The sequence below is a fragment of the Coleofasciculus sp. E1-EBD-02 genome, from assembly GCF_040218245.1.
GTDB lineage: Bacteria > Cyanobacteriota > Cyanobacteriia > Cyanobacteriales > Coleofasciculaceae > Coleofasciculus.
The window spans coordinates 54,389-71,188 of record NZ_JAVJQN010000201.1; the positions used below are offsets into that span (position 1 = coordinate 54,389).

Annotated in this window: 21 protein-coding genes; 8 read left to right on the forward strand and 13 right to left on the reverse strand. The window is 44.0% G+C overall.

Features of this window, described 5'->3' with window-relative positions; translation table 11 throughout:
• The first annotated feature begins 464 nt into the window (after positions 1–464).
• Positions 465–1,085: a DNA-3-methyladenine glycosylase family protein gene (locus RIC07_RS31350; protein ID WP_446397934.1), complete on the forward strand. Its 621-nt coding sequence runs from the start codon at positions 465–467 to the stop codon at positions 1,083–1,085.
• A gap of 163 nt (positions 1,086–1,248) precedes the next feature.
• Positions 1,249–1,872, forward strand: a complete 624-nt coding sequence (locus RIC07_RS31355) for a hypothetical protein (RefSeq protein WP_446398024.1) — start codon at positions 1,249–1,251, stop codon at positions 1,870–1,872.
• Positions 1,873–2,012: 140 nt separating this feature from the next.
• Here the strand turns inward: RIC07_RS31355 and RIC07_RS31360 are convergent, their stop codons facing one another.
• The 6 genes from RIC07_RS31360 to RIC07_RS31385 form a co-directional block, all read right to left on the reverse strand.
• Positions 2,013–2,786 carry a class I SAM-dependent methyltransferase gene (locus tag RIC07_RS31360; protein ID WP_446397935.1) on the reverse strand — a complete coding sequence of 258 codons (774 nt, stop codon included), beginning with the start codon at positions 2,784–2,786 and terminating at the stop codon, positions 2,013–2,015.
• 310 nt (positions 2,787–3,096) lie between these two features.
• Positions 3,097–4,257, reverse strand: a complete 1,161-nt coding sequence (locus RIC07_RS31365; protein WP_446397936.1) for a hypothetical protein — start codon at positions 4,255–4,257, stop codon at positions 3,097–3,099.
• 71 nt (positions 4,258–4,328) lie between these two features.
• Positions 4,329–5,336, reverse strand: a complete 1,008-nt coding sequence (locus RIC07_RS31370) for a toll/interleukin-1 receptor domain-containing protein (RefSeq protein WP_446397937.1) — start codon at positions 5,334–5,336, stop codon at positions 4,329–4,331.
• A 187-nt stretch (positions 5,337–5,523) separates the two neighbouring features.
• Entirely contained in the window at positions 5,524–5,847 is a 324-nt protein-coding gene (locus RIC07_RS31375; RefSeq protein WP_446397938.1) for a XisI protein, read from the reverse strand.
• Positions 5,814–6,278 carry a XisH family protein gene (locus tag RIC07_RS31380; RefSeq protein ID WP_446397939.1) on the reverse strand — a complete coding sequence of 155 codons (465 nt, stop codon included), beginning with the start codon at positions 6,276–6,278 and terminating at the stop codon, positions 5,814–5,816. The genes RIC07_RS31375 and RIC07_RS31380 overlap by 34 nt, the downstream gene beginning before the upstream one ends.
• A gap of 80 nt (positions 6,279–6,358) precedes the next feature.
• A complete protein-coding gene (locus RIC07_RS31385) occupies positions 6,359–6,985 on the reverse strand; it encodes a heme-binding protein (RefSeq protein ID WP_446397940.1) in 627 nt (208 codons plus the stop codon).
• 251 nt (positions 6,986–7,236) lie between these two features.
• Here RIC07_RS31385 and RIC07_RS31390 point away from each other — a divergent pair, with 251 nt between their 5' ends.
• From RIC07_RS31390 to RIC07_RS31405, 4 genes are all read left to right on the forward strand, one after another.
• Positions 7,237–7,512 (forward strand): type II toxin-antitoxin system HicA family toxin, encoded by a 276-nt coding sequence (locus RIC07_RS31390; RefSeq protein WP_446397941.1) that lies wholly within the window; start codon positions 7,237–7,239, stop codon positions 7,510–7,512.
• A complete protein-coding gene (locus RIC07_RS31395; protein ID WP_446397942.1) occupies positions 7,478–7,855 on the forward strand; it encodes a type II toxin-antitoxin system HicB family antitoxin in 378 nt (125 codons plus the stop codon). The genes RIC07_RS31390 and RIC07_RS31395 overlap by 35 nt, the downstream gene beginning before the upstream one ends.
• A gap of 74 nt (positions 7,856–7,929) precedes the next feature.
• Positions 7,930–8,223 carry a type II toxin-antitoxin system Phd/YefM family antitoxin gene (locus tag RIC07_RS31400; protein ID WP_446397943.1) on the forward strand — a complete coding sequence of 98 codons (294 nt, stop codon included), beginning with the start codon at positions 7,930–7,932 and terminating at the stop codon, positions 8,221–8,223.
• 11 nt (positions 8,224–8,234) lie between these two features.
• Positions 8,235–8,648, forward strand: coding sequence for a type II toxin-antitoxin system VapC family toxin (locus tag RIC07_RS31405; RefSeq protein WP_446397944.1), 414 nt, complete (start codon positions 8,235–8,237; stop codon positions 8,646–8,648).
• Between the two features lie 396 nt (positions 8,649–9,044).
• Here the strand turns inward: RIC07_RS31405 and RIC07_RS31410 are convergent, their stop codons facing one another.
• From RIC07_RS31410 to RIC07_RS31420, 3 genes are all read right to left on the reverse strand, one after another.
• Complete coding sequence (locus RIC07_RS31410; RefSeq protein ID WP_446397945.1) at positions 9,045–9,830, reverse strand: DUF3891 family protein; 786 nt, start codon at positions 9,828–9,830, stop codon at positions 9,045–9,047.
• A 184-nt stretch (positions 9,831–10,014) separates the two neighbouring features.
• Positions 10,015–10,347, reverse strand: a complete 333-nt coding sequence (locus RIC07_RS31415) for a hypothetical protein (RefSeq protein WP_446397946.1) — start codon at positions 10,345–10,347, stop codon at positions 10,015–10,017.
• Positions 10,348–10,518: 171 nt separating this feature from the next.
• Complete coding sequence (locus tag RIC07_RS31420) at positions 10,519–11,403, reverse strand: 4-hydroxybenzoate solanesyltransferase (RefSeq protein ID WP_446397947.1); 885 nt, start codon at positions 11,401–11,403, stop codon at positions 10,519–10,521.
• A gap of 152 nt (positions 11,404–11,555) precedes the next feature.
• Here RIC07_RS31420 and RIC07_RS31425 point away from each other — a divergent pair, with 152 nt between their 5' ends.
• Positions 11,556–13,199: a Ppx/GppA phosphatase family protein gene (locus RIC07_RS31425; RefSeq protein ID WP_446397948.1), complete on the forward strand. Its 1,644-nt coding sequence runs from the start codon at positions 11,556–11,558 to the stop codon at positions 13,197–13,199.
• Between the two features lie 432 nt (positions 13,200–13,631).
• Here the strand turns inward: RIC07_RS31425 and msrA are convergent, their stop codons facing one another.
• The 4 genes from msrA to RIC07_RS31445 all read right to left on the reverse strand — a co-directional run bounded on the left by msrA (position 13,632) and on the right by RIC07_RS31445 (position 16,054).
• Entirely contained in the window at positions 13,632–14,090 is a 459-nt protein-coding gene (msrA, locus tag RIC07_RS31430; protein WP_446397949.1) for a peptide-methionine (S)-S-oxide reductase MsrA, read from the reverse strand.
• Positions 14,091–14,329: 239 nt separating this feature from the next.
• On the reverse strand, positions 14,330–14,590 hold the full coding sequence (locus RIC07_RS31435; protein ID WP_446397950.1) for a hypothetical protein: 261 nt from the start codon (positions 14,588–14,590) through the stop codon (positions 14,330–14,332).
• Between the two features lie 384 nt (positions 14,591–14,974).
• Positions 14,975–15,541 (reverse strand): Uma2 family endonuclease, encoded by a 567-nt coding sequence (locus tag RIC07_RS31440; RefSeq protein ID WP_446397951.1) that lies wholly within the window; start codon positions 15,539–15,541, stop codon positions 14,975–14,977.
• Between the two features lie 159 nt (positions 15,542–15,700).
• Positions 15,701–16,054, reverse strand: a complete 354-nt coding sequence (locus RIC07_RS31445) for a hypothetical protein (protein ID WP_446379082.1) — start codon at positions 16,052–16,054, stop codon at positions 15,701–15,703.
• A 201-nt stretch (positions 16,055–16,255) separates the two neighbouring features.
• On the opposite strand from RIC07_RS31445, the gene RIC07_RS31450 reads away from it, so the two are divergent.
• Entirely contained in the window at positions 16,256–16,717 is a 462-nt protein-coding gene (locus RIC07_RS31450; RefSeq protein WP_446397952.1) for an SRPBCC family protein, read from the forward strand.
• Positions 16,718–16,800 lie beyond the last annotated feature (83 nt).

Consider the following 16,800-nt stretch of genomic DNA (forward strand, 5'->3'; position numbering starts at 1 on the left):
ATTTGGGATTGTTTGTGCAACACAACGTCCTGCTCTAATTAGGGTTATTTCGGTGACTGGGGAATCAGGGCGGGTTTTGTTGTTCATTTATCGGTGAGGAAGGGCGGGTTTTGTTGTTCCGTTATCGGTGAGGAAGGGCGGGTTTTGTTGTTCATTTATCGGTGAATAGCTGATTTTAGTCCCTAAACCCGCCCCTACATAGTCCCTAAACCCGCCCCTACATAGTCCCTAAACCCGCCCCTACATAGTCCCTAAACCCGCCCCTACATAGTCCCTAAACTCGCTCCTACATAGTCCCTAAACTCGCTCCTACAGAGTCCCTAAACCCGCTCCTACAATGTCCCTAAACCCGCCCCTACAAGGTCTCTAAACCCGCCCCTACAAGGTCTCTAAACCCGCCCCTACAAGGTCTCTAAACCCGCCCCTACAGTAGCTACCGAATCGATGTTCTAACAACAGAGTTCATGAATTACGCGATCGCTATTGACTTTCTCCAGGATTGTGATCCCATTCTGGGACAACTGATTGACCGAATTGGTGCATGTCAGCTAAATCAGCACGAGTTGGAGGGAGATTTGTTCTTTTGCTTATCCCGGTCAATTCTGCACCAACAACTGTCTACCAAAGTGGCGCATGTTATCCACAGTCGGTTTCTCCAAGTTTACCCGGACACGCCGTTTCCTACTGCACAGGATGTATTGAATACGCCTGATGAAGTTCTCCGAGGTGTGGGGATTTCACGCCCGAAAATTGCTTATCTTAAAGACTTGGCACGTCATTCAATAGATGGATTGCCCACCCTGGAAGCGTTGGAAGTTATGGATGATGAGTCGATTATCAAGATTTTAACGCAGGTTAAAGGGATTGGATCTTGGACAGTGCAGATGCTGCTGATTTTCCGTCTCAAGCGATGGGATGTTTTGCCTGTGGATGACTTGGGTATACGTACAGGTATTCGTAACTTGTATAATCTTGAGGCACTTCCTGACCGCAAAACGGCAAAACGCTTCGGACAAAGGTGGAAGCCGTATTGCAGTATTGCCTCATGGTACTTGTGGCGCAGCTTGGATCTAAAGCCAATCTGAGGATTACTGGAGGGAGGGGAACATTACGATAAAAAGAGCAGCAACGTAAGCGCGATCGCCTTTGGTGCTGAGCTTCGCTCAATCGCAATCTTTTTATCACTGACCGAATAGAATGTGGCAAAATGATTATAGTAGCATTGTCAGTTCTGCTGGCTTTGGAAATATGTCATACAGTGATTTCAAAACCATTGACCAAGCCGTTGCTATCCTCGAATTAACAGTCGAGGATATTTCTCATTTATTTAGTCACATTGCACCCATTGAAGCTTCACAACGGCTTAAGGAGACGCTGGATGAAACGTTAGATTTGGCGGTAAGTATCAGTACAGAAAAAGCTCGGTCTGAATTAATTATTACTCCGATATTATTGGAATTGAGACGTAGATTTAATAATAAAATTGGTTATTTTTCGGGTAATACGTTTAATGTTGACGAATCAAAAGGGTTAACGGGTGCTTGTGATTTTCTCTTAAGTGCATCAAAGAATCAATCCCTAGTTACTGCTCCTGTTTTAACATTGGTTAAAGCGAAAGATAATGATATACGCATTGGGTTAGGACAATGTGTCACTCAAATGGTTGCTGCTCAAATATTTAATGCCCGTAATGGGCTAGAACAGCCAGTGGTATATGGTGCAGTTTCAACGGGTACGAATTGGAAGTTTATTATGCTAGAAAATCAGATAGTAAAAATTGATTTGACTGAATATTTTATCACTCAGTTAAATCAAATATTAGGCATTCTCGCTGAACCATTTAGAATTTATTTTGAGGGTGCGATCGCGTAGGTTTGGTCTGGCTGTATGTAGGGATGATGGATAAATCTTAGCACCATTGTAGAGACGTTGCATGCAACGTCTCTACATAAATGATGTGTCCTCTTCAAAACGAATCCCATGTCGATAGAACCAACATTCAATCGTTAAATTTAAATCTTTTTGCCGATATAGAAAGCATAGCCGTAAAATTTTTTGTATTTGTAATATAATTCAGCTTCATGTCTTTGGTTTTCTATGAACTCTTCGGCAGTTTTATTACCTGCATATTTTTTCAAGAAGTTTTTTTGTACAGAAACTTGCGGAGTATAAAAATGTTCAGTCCAACAACTTTCGGGCAGGACAAAATTGGCAATTGGAATATATCCGGCTTTTTGCATTTGTGCCACCTTGTTTGAAATAGTATCTATTTCCGGATAAGCATCTTTCCAAAATGCGTTGATTTCATCAGGTCGCTCTTCAGTAAACCACGATGCCTCTGAAACGCCAATAAAGCCTCCTGTCTTCAAGAACTTATGCCATTCGTTTATGCCTCGTTCAAACCCGATGTTGTAGATTGCTCCTTCTGACCAGATTAAGTCTAATTCTTCATTCTGAAAAGGAAGATTCTCCATTGAACCAACAATACCATTGACTCTATCCTGAAGATTCAGTTTATGGGCGTTAACATTGAATATATCTATAAAGGTGGGAAATAAGTCGATGCCTGTAATATACCCTGACGTACAACTAGCCATTGCCATTGTCTGACCACCAGTTCCACAACCAATATCAGCAATTTGTGATTCATTCGTCAGATTATCAATAAAGCTCAAAGCTTTAATCGTTACTTCGGGACTCCCAGGTCCTTGTCGTTCTAGGCTTGAAAAATATTCGCAGATTAATTTAAAATCGAATTCGTGAATCGATTTATTTTCCTCGTTCATAATGTTTTCCTTATTTTCTCCAAAAATTTAGCCCTTATTATACATTGGACAAGTCTGTCGAGTAAAGAAAGGGGTTTTAGATATAGCCCCCTCCCTATTACTAGAAATTTGTGCTAATGGCAATATCTAGAGACGCGAGTATTTGGGCATACTGAGAATGGTGTAAGACAACTGTTCATTCTCTGCATTCAGTTTGATAACCCAATAGGATAAACCTTGAGATGCTGAACTCTAATTTGATAGTATCCTATGGGCAGGTGTGAACAATTCGTTTTGTGCTATGCTAACAACTTGCGAGCAAAACCCGCCTTTAGGGGGTACACTCACCATCGCACGTCCGAACTTTTGCCCAAACTGCAAATTTTTTAGGACGAATTACGACGGCATCTAAAACAACTACTTTTTCTCCATCTTTGATTATGCCCAATGATTTTTGTTTAGCAGGCTCAAAGTCAGGTGTTTGGGGTCTATTATTTCTCAAATTAACTGGCTTTGTAACAGTTACGACTGAACCTAAAGATGGAATAATAGCTGGATTAATACTGGTTGAACTACTGCTTAGAGCATCTCCAAAATTTGAATTAGTGGGATTATTAAGACGACCTATAAAAATCCAACCTTCAGAATTGCTTTTTACTAATCCATTTTCAGTTTTATTAGATGTTGATGAAGAAATATCGTCGGATGAGTTTCTAATTTGACTATTATGTAAAGAACCCCCTAAAAAAAATAAAACTAAGAAAATTGCTACTGTGACACCTATGAATTTTGAATAATCTTGCTGATTTGAACCATAGAAAGGATAATTCCATTCCCAGGATTTTTGCTGGTACTCTTGTTCTTTTTTTATTCGATAGACTGTTTCCTCGATTAGTGATGTATCTTTGTCCTTAAGCCCCCACTTCTGCTTAAAATTATTTAGCTGTCCATAAGTAGAATCACTCAGAACTTCTTCCTGCTGAATTGCTGTATACAACAGTTCCTCATATTCCTGTAGCTTTTTCTGATAGTCTATCAATTCTTCGACTTTTTCTACAAGACCTTCAGCAATTTCTATAAAAGCCTCATCTTGGTTTGTCCAACTCTTATCATTCACAGCTTTCCCATTACTTGGTAAAGGGGTGAAATCTCTCAGTACCCTCTGCCAACCAGTATTTTGTCGGAGAAGAACGGGAATCAGTGAAATATCTTCTTCTTCGCAACGTTTTTTAGCAATTTCGATTAGATTAATTAAATCATCATTATTCAAGAAGGCTGAACTGATAAGGGGAACAATTAAATTTGCTGTACTTAGGTGTTCATAAATTTCGTTATTCCAGTTTTCTTCGGGGTCATCTTGGTATTTATACCATTGACTATCTACATCTAGCCATTTCAATTCGTGAATATGTTCTTTTAAAGCTTGTTGTAGGTCTTCATCTTGACGATGTTGGCAGTAGACAAATAAAACTTCAATTTTTTGCTTGCCCATGAAAAAACCATATATCTTGAGTTGTACTACTCTCTAAATTTAGGTCTTGATAAGAATATTATGAAATAATATTATGAACCATTTAACTCCTCAACTATTTCCCACAATTCTTCAGCAATAGTAGCAAATGCTACATCTTGGTTAGACCAATTACCACCACTCACAGGTTGCTCATTTCTGGGTAAAGGCTGGAGATGTCCAAACCATCTCCTTTTCCAATGTGCAACTCGACTAAGAAGGATAGGGATAACATAGACTCCTTCAGCTTCATGCTTTTGTTTTGCTTGTTCAAGGTAGCGCTGATGCTCGGCATCCAAAGCCATAAAACGCCGACTTAAAAGTAGTATAATTACAGTGGCTGAGTTTAAACGCTCATTAATCCAAACTGACCTACGCTGCCCTGCCTTAATTTTGCCTTCGTGCCAAATTCGTATGCTTCCTTCTTCCTCTAAGCTAGCAATGCTCATCTCTAATTGATCTAGAATTTTCCTATCTTTAGGAGAGTATAGTATAAAAATTTCTTTAGACGTAGGTGTAGTTTGGAAATCCTCGAAACCTAAGTCTTGATTTTGATGTTTATCGGTTCTTGTGATTGGGACACCAGGAAAAGGAACTGGATTCACCATTAAACGTTCTTTATCAGTAGTTACACTACCCGGAAATGTTGGTTTTGTAGTCGGCTTAGCACGTTCCTGAAGAGCTACTAATAACGCAGTCTCCGCTTCCTGCTGAGACAAGTTCACCAAGTCTACATACACCGTTATCCTAAGTAATCCCTGTGGCTGACATTTACCCACTCGTATAGGGATAAGCGTTCGTGCTTTCCCCTCTGGATCTCGAGCAAACGCATCCGCCCACTCTGACTGGGTATACTTAGATTGAAGATAATTCTCTGACAACACTGCGATCGTTTTTTTTGTCCCAGGCATTGCCCGGTCCATATATAATGGAAAGATGCCACCAGGACGAAAATCCCATTCTTGAAGGACAACAGTATACCCGGCTTCTTCAAGTGTCCAGGCAATCCACTCTGCCCATTGCTTATCGTGGCCGCTATAGCTAATGAAAAAGTCTTTCATCCTAGTTCAGGGTATTAACAAATTGCACTACACCATTTTACCTGCTCAAAAATTAGAACAGCTAATGCTCCTTTCGCTCAACAGTTCTAGTAACTCAAAATACTAAGCTTAAGCCAGATTTGGTATAGAAATCGGAAGCTGTGCCTCAGTAGTACACTCCCAGAGGAACTATCTTCCTAGTTTAAATTCAAGCCGTTGCAGCAGTTTGCCCTTCAGGGAGAAATGCTAGAACAATTCGCTCTGGAGGAATACCTGCGGCGATTAAGTCTTTGCTGATTCCCTGTTCCATCCCGTCATATTCCACCCAAACCTTGCCTTCACTCAAAGTCACATAAATCAAATTTCCCCTTACCCGTCGTCCTCTATCCCAACCTACCTGCATCAATACATAGCGATTTTGCGTGTCGTCAAATACCGTGTCGAGTCGAATATCGCCGTGAGAAGGTTTAAACTGAGCGTATCGTTGAATCACCTGTTTTATAATGTCCTGCTCTCTCGTGGTGGTATCCATCGCTTCACCTCTACCGCCTCTACATCTACAATAAGCAATTTCATCGGTAACTCCCGCATCACCAACTCACCAATCGGTTCGCTGAAAATCTCCTCAAAGGTTGTGTCTGCAACAGCGAGATACAACTCACGCTCCGGATCAACCTGTTTCAGGAGTAGTCGATAAAGAACATATTGACCAATTGCTTGCTCCAAATCAGCAATTGCCGAGTTGCCTCGAAACTCCTTGATTTCAACGGCAATTCTACTACTGCCGCGTCTAGCACCGATAAAGCGTCCTGCAATACCGTTGAGCGCATCTAATCTTGCTGCCAAGTCGATAAAGAGAAATCGCTCACCATACGATATGACATAAGGATCGTCCGTGATTTCCCAACCCTCCTTGATCAGAGCTTGCCTGATGATATTATGAATCCCATCTCGCTGAGGCATGACTTAATGGATCATAAGCCGAATGACTAGCCTATAGTACGCTACGCGATCGCCTTTAGCATCAGTTACGTTCGACTTGATCAACTCTCTCTTTCTACGCGGCAAATCGGAATTTGGATTTCACTGCGCTTGGCAGGTTCGGGGACATAAGGAGCATCGTAGAAGAAACGCCGAGGGGAACCGACAACAGTCCATTCTGGGTGCTGTGCTAACCACTCTCGTAACCGTTGGATATTTTGTTGATAGCTGGAGTAATCGTAACTCCCTTTTAACCCAAGACTGACGACTGTCATGGGTGGGATATCTTCGACTTCAATGTTTTGGCTAATTTCATCGGGGTAGATATCCGTGTTGCGGTAGAGGAATGAAACCAGCGCTTCCCCTTGTTCATCGGGTGTACCCATTGGATTGGCTTCCAGGGTACTAACTGGATAACGGGTTTCTACTGGAGCCGTCATCGAGATATTGTTAGAACTAATATGGCGATAGAGAGGGTCAAAGGCTCTATTAGCAGCCATTGAGAGTTCTCCTGAATAGCGAACTGTGGCAGAGCGGTAGGCTGGATAGTGTTTAACTTCAATTTTTCCATCTGGTGTTGGCGGCGGGAATCCTTCTGGCAAGGGAGCCGTAGCCGCATCGTAGGCAAAGAAGGCGATCGCAACGACGGCTAGAATTCCTAGGGGTAACAGTAAGTGCTTTAGCTTCACAGGGAATCTCAGAAACTCTTTCTATTCTAGATCGGGCCGTTCTTCAGGGGGGCAAATCTATAGTCCTGGCAAAATACAATCGCGCGATCGCAATCCCCTCTCAAAACCACACTCAACAGAAATATATGCGCTCATGCCACCGTCGCCAAGGCGATCGCATCTCCTACTGCTTCGGCTGTGAAAGAGTGTACTTTAAGCACAACAGTGCGTTTAGATGCTTGCTATGATACTACCTGTGATACTATTGCTGGATGGGCAAATTAGAGAAATTAGTAGAGCAATTCCTGAATAAACCGCCAGAAGTGCGGTTTGAGGACGTGCGCTACCTTCTGGAAGCTTTCGGCTTTGAAGAAAAAAGGTCTAAGGGTAGCCACCATAGTTTTCGAGATTCACAAGGTAGAAAAATTACTGTACCCAAAAAAGGCGGACAGAAAGTTAAAGGGGTTTATGTCCAGCAAATCGTTGAGTTATTGAACTTGGAGGAATGGAACGATGAAGACACTGAACCAGAAAAACAAGCTGAGTGAGAAGCAGCCATTGAACTATTATTTGAATCTTCAGTATCCAGTAACACTTTACCCCGATCCAGAGGGGGGATATGTGGCTCAGATTAAAGATTTGCCTGGATGTCTGACTCAAGGTGAAACGCTGGATGAGACGATCGCAAATATAAATGAGGCGCGAGAGTTGTGGATTGAGACAAGTTATGAAGCTGAAGATGAGATTCCTTTACCCAGTACGGATGATACCTACAGTGGAAAGCTACTCCTGCGGATGCCGAAATCGTTGCATCGTCGTTTAGCTGAGAAAGCGGACAGGGAAAATGTGAGCCTCAATCAGTACATTGTGTCTGTGTTGAGTCAAGGATGATCGGGTAGAGCGTGCGATCGCGCTGCCATTTCAACAGGTTAACCTTGAAAACAGAGCAATTATGGAGATCAGCAATGTCACAAGCAATTGACGCAACAGAAGTTGGTAACCACATTGGTGAATTGATCGAGCAGGTTGTTGAACAGCAGCAGCCTTTGATTATCGAATCTGAGGGGAAGCCTCAGGTTGTCATGCTTTCCATTGCTGAATACGAGCGTTTGCTTTCAGCTAACCGAGTAGAAGTAGGGCAAACACCCTTAGGAAGAAAACTTTGGCAAATTCGTCAGCAGATTGTTGCCACCGGTGAACCCCTATTAGATTGGGATGAAGTCAATCAAGAAGTGGCTGAACGTCGAGGTGAAAACTGACAGGACATAGCATGAAGCGTACCTTCATTGATACAGGTGTTTTAATTGCAGCAGCTCGTGGACAAAATGATGTTGCTGTCAGAGCAATGGCAATTCTGGATGACCCCAATCGAGAATTTGCCTCCAGCCTTTTTGTCAAACTAGAAGTTCTACCCAAAGCAATTTATAACCAAAAAACACTTGAAGCCGCCTTTTATCAAGCATTTTTTGATGGTGTTACTCACTGGGCTAAACTGGAAGAATCGCTGATTGCAAATGCCTTTCAGGAGGCTTGTCAGTTAGGTCTGTCTGCCATAGATGCGCTTCATGTTGCGGCAGCTTTATCGGTGAATGCTGAGGAACTGATAACAACTGAGAAACCTAGTAAACCTATACATCGTGTTACGAAGATCAAGGTTATTTCGATCGCTCTAAACGAGTCTTAAAGCTTGAACGCTCTCCGCTTTAGCTTCCTCATTCTGGCAGTTTATCGGGGTGATATCATTTTAATCGCCAAAGCGATCAATTATATCATGTCCGGTGGAATACTTACACTATCGGTTGAGAGAAGGCAGAAGGCAGAAGGCAGAGGGCAGAAGGGAAGGAGGAAGGCTGCAAGGTACAAGGGAATAATGACTGTTTGGACGGACATGATATTACAGCGCTTTTGGTAGTAAGTGAGGTACACAGACAGATCCCCGACTTCTTGGAGAAGTCGGGGATCTTGCTTAGAGACTGTACCTCATCAACCTGAAATATGCTGTATGTATTGTGCTAAAAAATCGCCTCTATTAAACTAAAAATATTCTGGGATTATATCTAGTCTGTTCATAAATTCTATTCTACTCAGGTTTCAGGATAGTGGTTAGAGTTAGCCCGCGATCGCGCCTCAGCGCCTCTCGCATCGCCATCTCATCTGTAAACGTTTCTCGTAATAGCCGTCCTTCATAAACCAGCGTTACCTCACTCTCCTGAAAAGACCAAGGAGATACAATTATCTGGTGAGGATCATCATTAACATGAGTCAACCTTAGAACAGTTTCACCATCAGCCGTAGGCACCTGCTCAACCTGCTGTTCACCTGACACATTCTGACACAAAATTAGTGAAAGAGCATCCCAAGTCGCTACCAGTTTTTGGTTGCGCTTGATCACGTCTGGTGTCACATAAGGGACATAATGGGGGTCGTTTTTCAACGTAGCAATAAGTTGTTCTTGAAAGGCATACTCACTGTTGAGAAAATCCTGTACAATTCGGCTAGACCCCGGGTTTTTCTGCCAACTTCGATATCGCTCATATAGCCCAGTACCGTGCAGTGAAACGAATAATGTCACATACCTCCCCCAAGGCATTGCTAGCTGTTTCGCACCCGTCCAAATATCAATATGGACTTGGGTTGGGAGTTCGGTGAACCGATAGGGATAGCCAGTTTCGGGGTTGAGAGTGGGCGCTTGTTCCCACAATAGCCAGCCAATATCATGTTGTTCGGCGGCGAGACAGAGTTCTTTGGGTGGGACAAACTGACCGAACTGTTCATTTCCCCAAGCCCGGGCTAATTCGCCAGAAACCCAGGCGTGGTTTGGTTGGGTAATGCAGATAAGTCCCTCTTTTGATAAGCGATGTAGCATGATTTGAATTCAAAATCGAAGAATTCTAATTTTGAATTGATTCCCCTGAGTATACGTTTAATTTGCACTATTTTAGCTGTGCCACACCGCCACTGATACCGTAGAGTAATTTGGTTGAAGTTATGAAAACTGTTCCCTGTGACACCTGTTCCCTCCCCTCACCCCTATAATTATTCAGTAGACCCTAATTAACTTGATTAGGGACACAAGAAGTGATGATTTGCCTAAACTCCTCCGGTTCGGGCTGACCCGCTTGCAAGTCTTGACCAATTTGCATGAATTCATCTAGGGTGTAAGTCTCTTGAATCTTCTCAATCGTACAGGTACAAAATACCCTGATTTCCTCTGGGCGATCGCCAACACAGTTTTCGATATAAATTTGAACCATCTCAGGAGGATAGGTATTCGTCGGTTCTTGGGGCGTCACATCAGGCGTTTGCGAATTTCCTCTAGGTGCGCTCATAAGTACCAGGATTAAGGTACTCATTACCGCCGATAGGGTGTGGATTTTTTTCATGATGTTTTAAATGAGCGCTGTTGATGTGAATGATATCATGTCCGGTTGAATCCTTAAAAGGCAACAGGGAACGGGGAACCGGGAACAGATGATATACAATTTCAATGCACATCAGCTTATCAGTAATCAATCACCTGCTGTCTTCTACCTTTTGGTATAATTATCCCTACCCTATAAAACTAAACCTCCAATCATCCCTGCCAATAGAACAAAACCAATCCAGACATTTTGGCGAAAAATTTCCCCATAAACGGGTTTGGGAATATCAGGTTGGCGCAGTCGCGTATAGTGCCAAATCCACCCTATTGTGGCTACACCTAAAGCAATCCAAAAACCCCAGTGTAGCTGCATGACAAATCCCAATCTCGCCAAAAACCCCACCGTGGTGGCAAAGAATAGACCAACAGCTTCCGGGGCGTAGTCTCCAAAAAACAAGGCGCTAGACTTAACTCCAAGCTTCTTGTCATCGTCCCGATCTGACATCGCATAAACCGTGTCAAAGCCTAACGTCCAGGTTACCGTTGCTGCCCACAAAAACCAAGTGGCGGGTTGTAAGTTCCCAGTAACCGCACTCCAACTGATTAAAACAGCAAACCCCCAGGCGATGGATAATACCAACTGAGGAATCGGAAAAACGCGCTTGGCGGATGGATAAAATACAATCACGGGAACGGCGGCGACGCACAGCCAAAAGGTGAAGGGATTGAGATACAGGGCGAGGATACCGGCACAACTCATCGCCACTAATGCCACAACCACGCCAACCTGTACAGACAGGGCGCGAGAGGCTAAGGGACGTTCTTTGGTGCGTTCGACTTTGGGATCAATATCTCGATCCCACAAATCGTTGATTACACAACCCGCCGCACTGGTGGCTAGGGTTCCCAGAATAATCACACCGACTAGGGGAATCGGAGGTGTACCCTGGGCGGCTAAGAAAACTGCCCACAGCGCGGGAACCATCAAAATTAAGCGTCCGGCTGGTTTATCCCAGCGCAAAAGCCGCGCGATCGCGAGCCAAGTTGGTATTGAGGGAGGGTGTTGGTCGGTCAGCATCGATGCTCAGGTCTTTTATCGGGTCTTCACCAAATTAGGTGTAAATCTATATCGTTAAGATAACGCAACACTTTGCTACTGTCGATTTGAGCAGATTTAAAGTTATCTTTATCAGTAGCATCACGGCTAGAGTTGTAATCCCGAATACAAGAATGATCGATTTAGCTGCTCAAGGGAATTCAGCAGGAGTTTCGACTCCAACCACAGACAATGATCGCATTCTGGCTGCCATTGATATTGGCACGAATTCGATTCACATGGTCATCGTCCGAATTGACCCCACGCTTCCTTCGTTTACGATTATCGCTAAAGAAAAAGATACGGTGCGACTGGGGGAACGTGATCCCCACACCGGAAATTTAACCCCCCAAGCCATCAAACGTGCGATCGCGGCGTTGCAACGTTGTCAGGAGTTAGCGAAAAGCTTCCAAGCCGATCAGCTGGTTGCTGTGGCGACGAGTGCGGTACGGGAAGCCCCCAATGGACGCGCCTTTTTACAGCAAGTTGATTCACAGTTGGGGTTATTTGTCAACCTAATTTCCGGTCAAGAAGAAGCGCGGCGGATTTATCTGGGCGTTTTGTCGGGAATGGAGTTTAACAACCAACCTCATATCATCATCGATATTGGTGGCGGTTCAACGGAATTAATCTTAGGCGACAGTCACGCCCCCCGTTCCCTTACCAGCACCAAAGTCGGTGCAGTACGCTTGACCCGCGAATTCATTACCACTGATCCGATTAGCGATCGCGAGTTTCAATATTTACAAGCCTATATTCGGGGACGAATCGAACGCGCCGTTGAAGATATCTTAGCCAATATCGAACCCGGAGAAAAACCCCGTTTAGTCGGCACATCGGGGACAATTGAAACCCTAGCTGCCCTTCACGCCAAAGAAAACTTAGGGGTGATACCCAGTCCCCTGAATGGTTACGAATTCAACCGCAATGACCTCAAGGATATCGTAAAACAACTCACTTCACTCACCTGTGCTGAACGGGAAAAACTCTCTGGACTGGCGGATAAACGAGCCGAAATTATCGTTGCGGGTGCAATTATTTTACTAGAAGCCATGACGATGTTAGACATTCAGTCTCTCACCGTCGGAGAACGCGCCTTGCGAGAGGGAGTCATCGTAGACTGGATGCTTTCCCAAGGCTTAATTGAAGACAGACTGCGGTATCAAGGCGAAGTTCGCAAACGCAATATCATTAAAGTCGCGCAAAAATATCACGTTAATTTAGCCTCTAGTGAACGGGTGGCTAACTTTGCCGTTAGCTTATTTAACCAAACTAAAGGACAGCTACACAATTGGGGAAATGAAGAACGAGAATTGTTGTGGGCGGCGGCAATTTTGCATAATTGTGGTTTGTATGTGAGTCATTCTTCACATCACAAGCATTCCTATTACCTGATTCGCAACGGGGAATTACTGGGTTTCACCGATATTGAAATTGAAGTGATTGCTAACCTGGCTCGCTACCATCGCAAGAGTTCCCCCAAGAAAAAGCACGAGAATTACACTAATTTACCTAACAAATACTATCGGCATCTAGTCAAAGAAATCAGTCCTTTATTACGTTTAGCGGTTGCCCTAGATCGCCGACAAATTGGAGCAATTTCCCAAATCCGCTGCCACTATATACCAGAGGACAAAGAGTTGTGTTTGCGTCTGACACCTGTAGATCCCGATGATACTTGTGCCTTAGAAGTTTGGAGTTTAGAGGATAAAAAAGTCGCGTTTGAAGAGGAGTATCATGTTAAAGTCGTCATCCAGCTAGAAAACCAACCCAGTTAACTCTAGCAACCGTAGTGGTATGGCACAACTAGGGGCTGCTGAATAAGTGTTGTGGTGAGGGGGAGCGGGGGAAGCTGGGGGAGCTGGGGGAGCTAGGGGAGCTAGGGTACATTTTTCCTGAGCAAGGTGATACCATACATTTAAAGAATACTACCCGATTTCCTTGAATCAAACCCTCTGTCAATAAAACTCAAAGTATTGATGGATAAGGGTTTTGGCTTTGTGCAGCCAGCCCCAACTAAAGTGGTGGAATAGGGTTGTAGGTTGGGTTTCGACTTCGCTCAACCCAACAGGCTCTAGGGCTAAGGTTCCCTACTACGAACCCAATTATTACCTGACCAATGACCAATGACCAATGACCAATGACCAATGACCAATGACCAATGACCAATGACCAATGACCAATGACCAATGACCAATGACCAATGACAATTAAGGTCGTCCTTTCTTCTCGTAATACTGCTGATGATACTCTTCGGCGAAATAATAATCAGAAGCGGGTTTAATTTCGGTCATAATATCCTGGTCATACTTACCAGACATCTGAAGCTTGCGCTTTGAGTCTCTGGCTATTTTCTCCTGGTCAGGATTGTGGAAAAATATAACCGAGCGGTATTGTTCGCCGCGATCAGGTCCCTGGCGATTATACTGGGTAGGGTCATGAATTGACCAAAAAACATTCAGCAAGTCATTGTAAGCAATCTGAGACGGGTCATACTCGACTTGCACCACTTCTGCATGTCCAGTAATTCTGGCACAAACATCCAAATAGGAAGGGTTCTCAAAATGTCCTCCCATATAGCCGACAGATGTAGAAGTAACGCCATTTAATCGACGAAATGCAGCCTCTACTCCCCAAAAACAGCCTGCTCCAAATGTCGCTTTTTCCATGAGATATTCACCTATTTTTCCGGCAACTGGGTATAAGTATAGTGGTGGAAATCAACGGACATGCCGTAGTAGGCTGGCAAGCTTAAAGTTGTGGGTAAAATTTTTCTGGATCACTACTCTCATAAGGGTTTGAGAAAATACTTGACCACCGTTTTAACCTTGCCAAGCTAGTAGGGTGGGCATTGCCCACCAGCCTTAAGTCAGTGCCATTCCACTTTAAGTTTCTCCACCGACTTAGCCTAATTGAAGATGAACCAAGTATAAGTCAAAATTGCTAGAAACGCGAAGCCAATGAGAGTTTCGCGTTGTTCTTGCCAAAGCCGAAGTATACTTTGCCTTATGGAACGTAAAGTTACTCTACGTTCATGACCGAGTTCATCCATGAGTTGAGCCACTCTAACATCAACTTCCTCAATGGAGACATCGCCTTGCTTGTAGGCGGCTTCTAACTCGTCTAGCTTTCTCCAGTAGTCTTTGGTGGATTCGATCAGATTAATCATGGTTACGCTAGGATTGTTAACTTCTGTAAAGATCCTAGCGTGACTGCTGGAGTCGGGGGGTGAGGTTTACCCAACCGCCTGGTGAGTAAGTAGAGTCTGCTGAATAAGTCTTGTGGTGAGGGGGAGCGGGGGAAGCTGGGGAAGCTGGGGGAGCTGGGGGAGCAAGGGTACATTTTTCTTGAGCAAGGTGATGCCATATATTTGAAGGATGCTAGCCGATTTCCTTGAATCAAACCCTCTGTCAATAAAGCTCAAAGTATTGATGGGTTTTGCGGTTTTGGCTTTGTGCAGCAAGCCCTAACATAGATCAACTACCTGGAACAAGGCAGAAGGCAGAAGAGGGCAGAAGGAAAAAATACCCAAGCTATAAAGTTCAAAAGCAGATTAATCCTTCTCAGGTAATCTCGCTTCGCCAAATATCTGCTGCGGCGTCAATTCTAATCCCTCAAACAACGAATCGGTGATCACCATATCTTTCGTATAGGTTCGCGGTGGCGCATCGGGATAGAAAACGGTGATACTTCTGGCGTGGGGATCGACAACCCAAACTCGTAAGACTCCTGCTTTCAGATAATCGGCGGCTTTCTCCATCAACGTGCCAAATCTTTGTCCCTGGGAAATAATTTCAATGGCTAATTCTGGGGGAACTGGACAAGGTTCATCTTCCATCACGTCTGTCGGTAGTCGCTGATAAGAAATATAGGTTAAATCTGGCACAGGAACCCAGTCTTTACCCCGACGTTTTAACGCGATCGCCCATTCTGGGTAAACTTCACCTTTTCCCTGACACCACTTATCGATGATAAATAACAATGTCTTCTGCAAAGCTGAATGAAATCGTTTTGGTGACATTTTTGGTACTGCTTCGCCCTCGACTAATTCGTGAGTTACATCTGACTCTGGCATTGCCAGAAATTCTTCCAGTGTTAGCGTCTTCTCTAACTGTTGCATGGCTATAATGAGTGATTGGCGATTTGATAAGTAGTCGGACAAAAGAAAACGGAACGCTCACGCTTGTTTTGTAAACAAGCCTCAAACTCTTACGAATGACAAATGACAAATGACAAATGACGAATGACGCTCCCCACCGTTAACTTTAGTTGTTACCACTTAAATCATTACACAAAGCTGTTTCTGATCAAGACTCTGGAGTTCTAAACTGGGAGGAATGGGTTCAGGCAGGGGTTCAATGCTGTGATAAAATGCATAGTTTAAATGGGCAGATTTAACCATTTGCTGGATACCATTGACTAATACTCTCGCTGTATTTGGTCCTCTGACTAAAGACGTGTAGAAAAATACATCGTATTTGGCTAAAGCAATCCCCTGACCCGCCTGACCGGTTTCATAAACATCCCAGTTATAGCAAATATCGATATCATTCAGGTTCCGGACTCGCCAAATAGCAAAACCATCTGTCCAGCCGATGTTCGTCAGTTGCAGCTTGGTCAAATTCCGTGTCATAAATCCCCCAATTCCCTGTTTTCAACGCTGTTGACTGTGCTGTTTTCAGTATGGAAACGAGATGTTAGCGATCGCGTTGACGTATTGTGTAACTTGATACTGAACTTAGACAAAACTTATGAGTATGACATCACGATACCCTAGATCGTGCCAAGTTCAACGCGCTGGGAATCAACCTGAAAAATCAGTGATAATAGTTTTATGTTGCACTATCGCAAGTCCACGCTCATTGACGCACCCGTGGAGGTTGTCTGGAACTTTCACGAGCGTCTAGATATCCTAGAACGACTTACTCCGCCTTGGCAACCTGTTCAGGTTGTACGTCGCGAAGGTGGGTTAGGTGTGGGTGCGATTTCGGAATTCCGTCTATTTGTTGGTCCAATTCCGCTGCGCTGGGTAGCGATTCACACCGAATGCGAACCCTATTCCATCTTTACTGATAAACAGAAGGAAGGACCGATGGCGTATTGGGTTCATCGCCACCAATTTAGTCCAGAAGCAGGCAAAACCCGCTTAACCGATAGGATTGAATATGGATTACCGGGAGGATGGCTAGTCGAGAGGCTGTTGGGTTGGTGGGTAGACGCCCAACTCGAACAACTATTTAGCTATCGCTATCAGGTGACACAAACCGAGTGCAGCAGAATCGGGGAGGAGACGTAGCTATCCGTGTCAATTTACTACAGCCTTAAGCAAAATTCCCGACTTCTTCAAGAAATCGGGGATCTGTCTGTGTTGCGATCGCG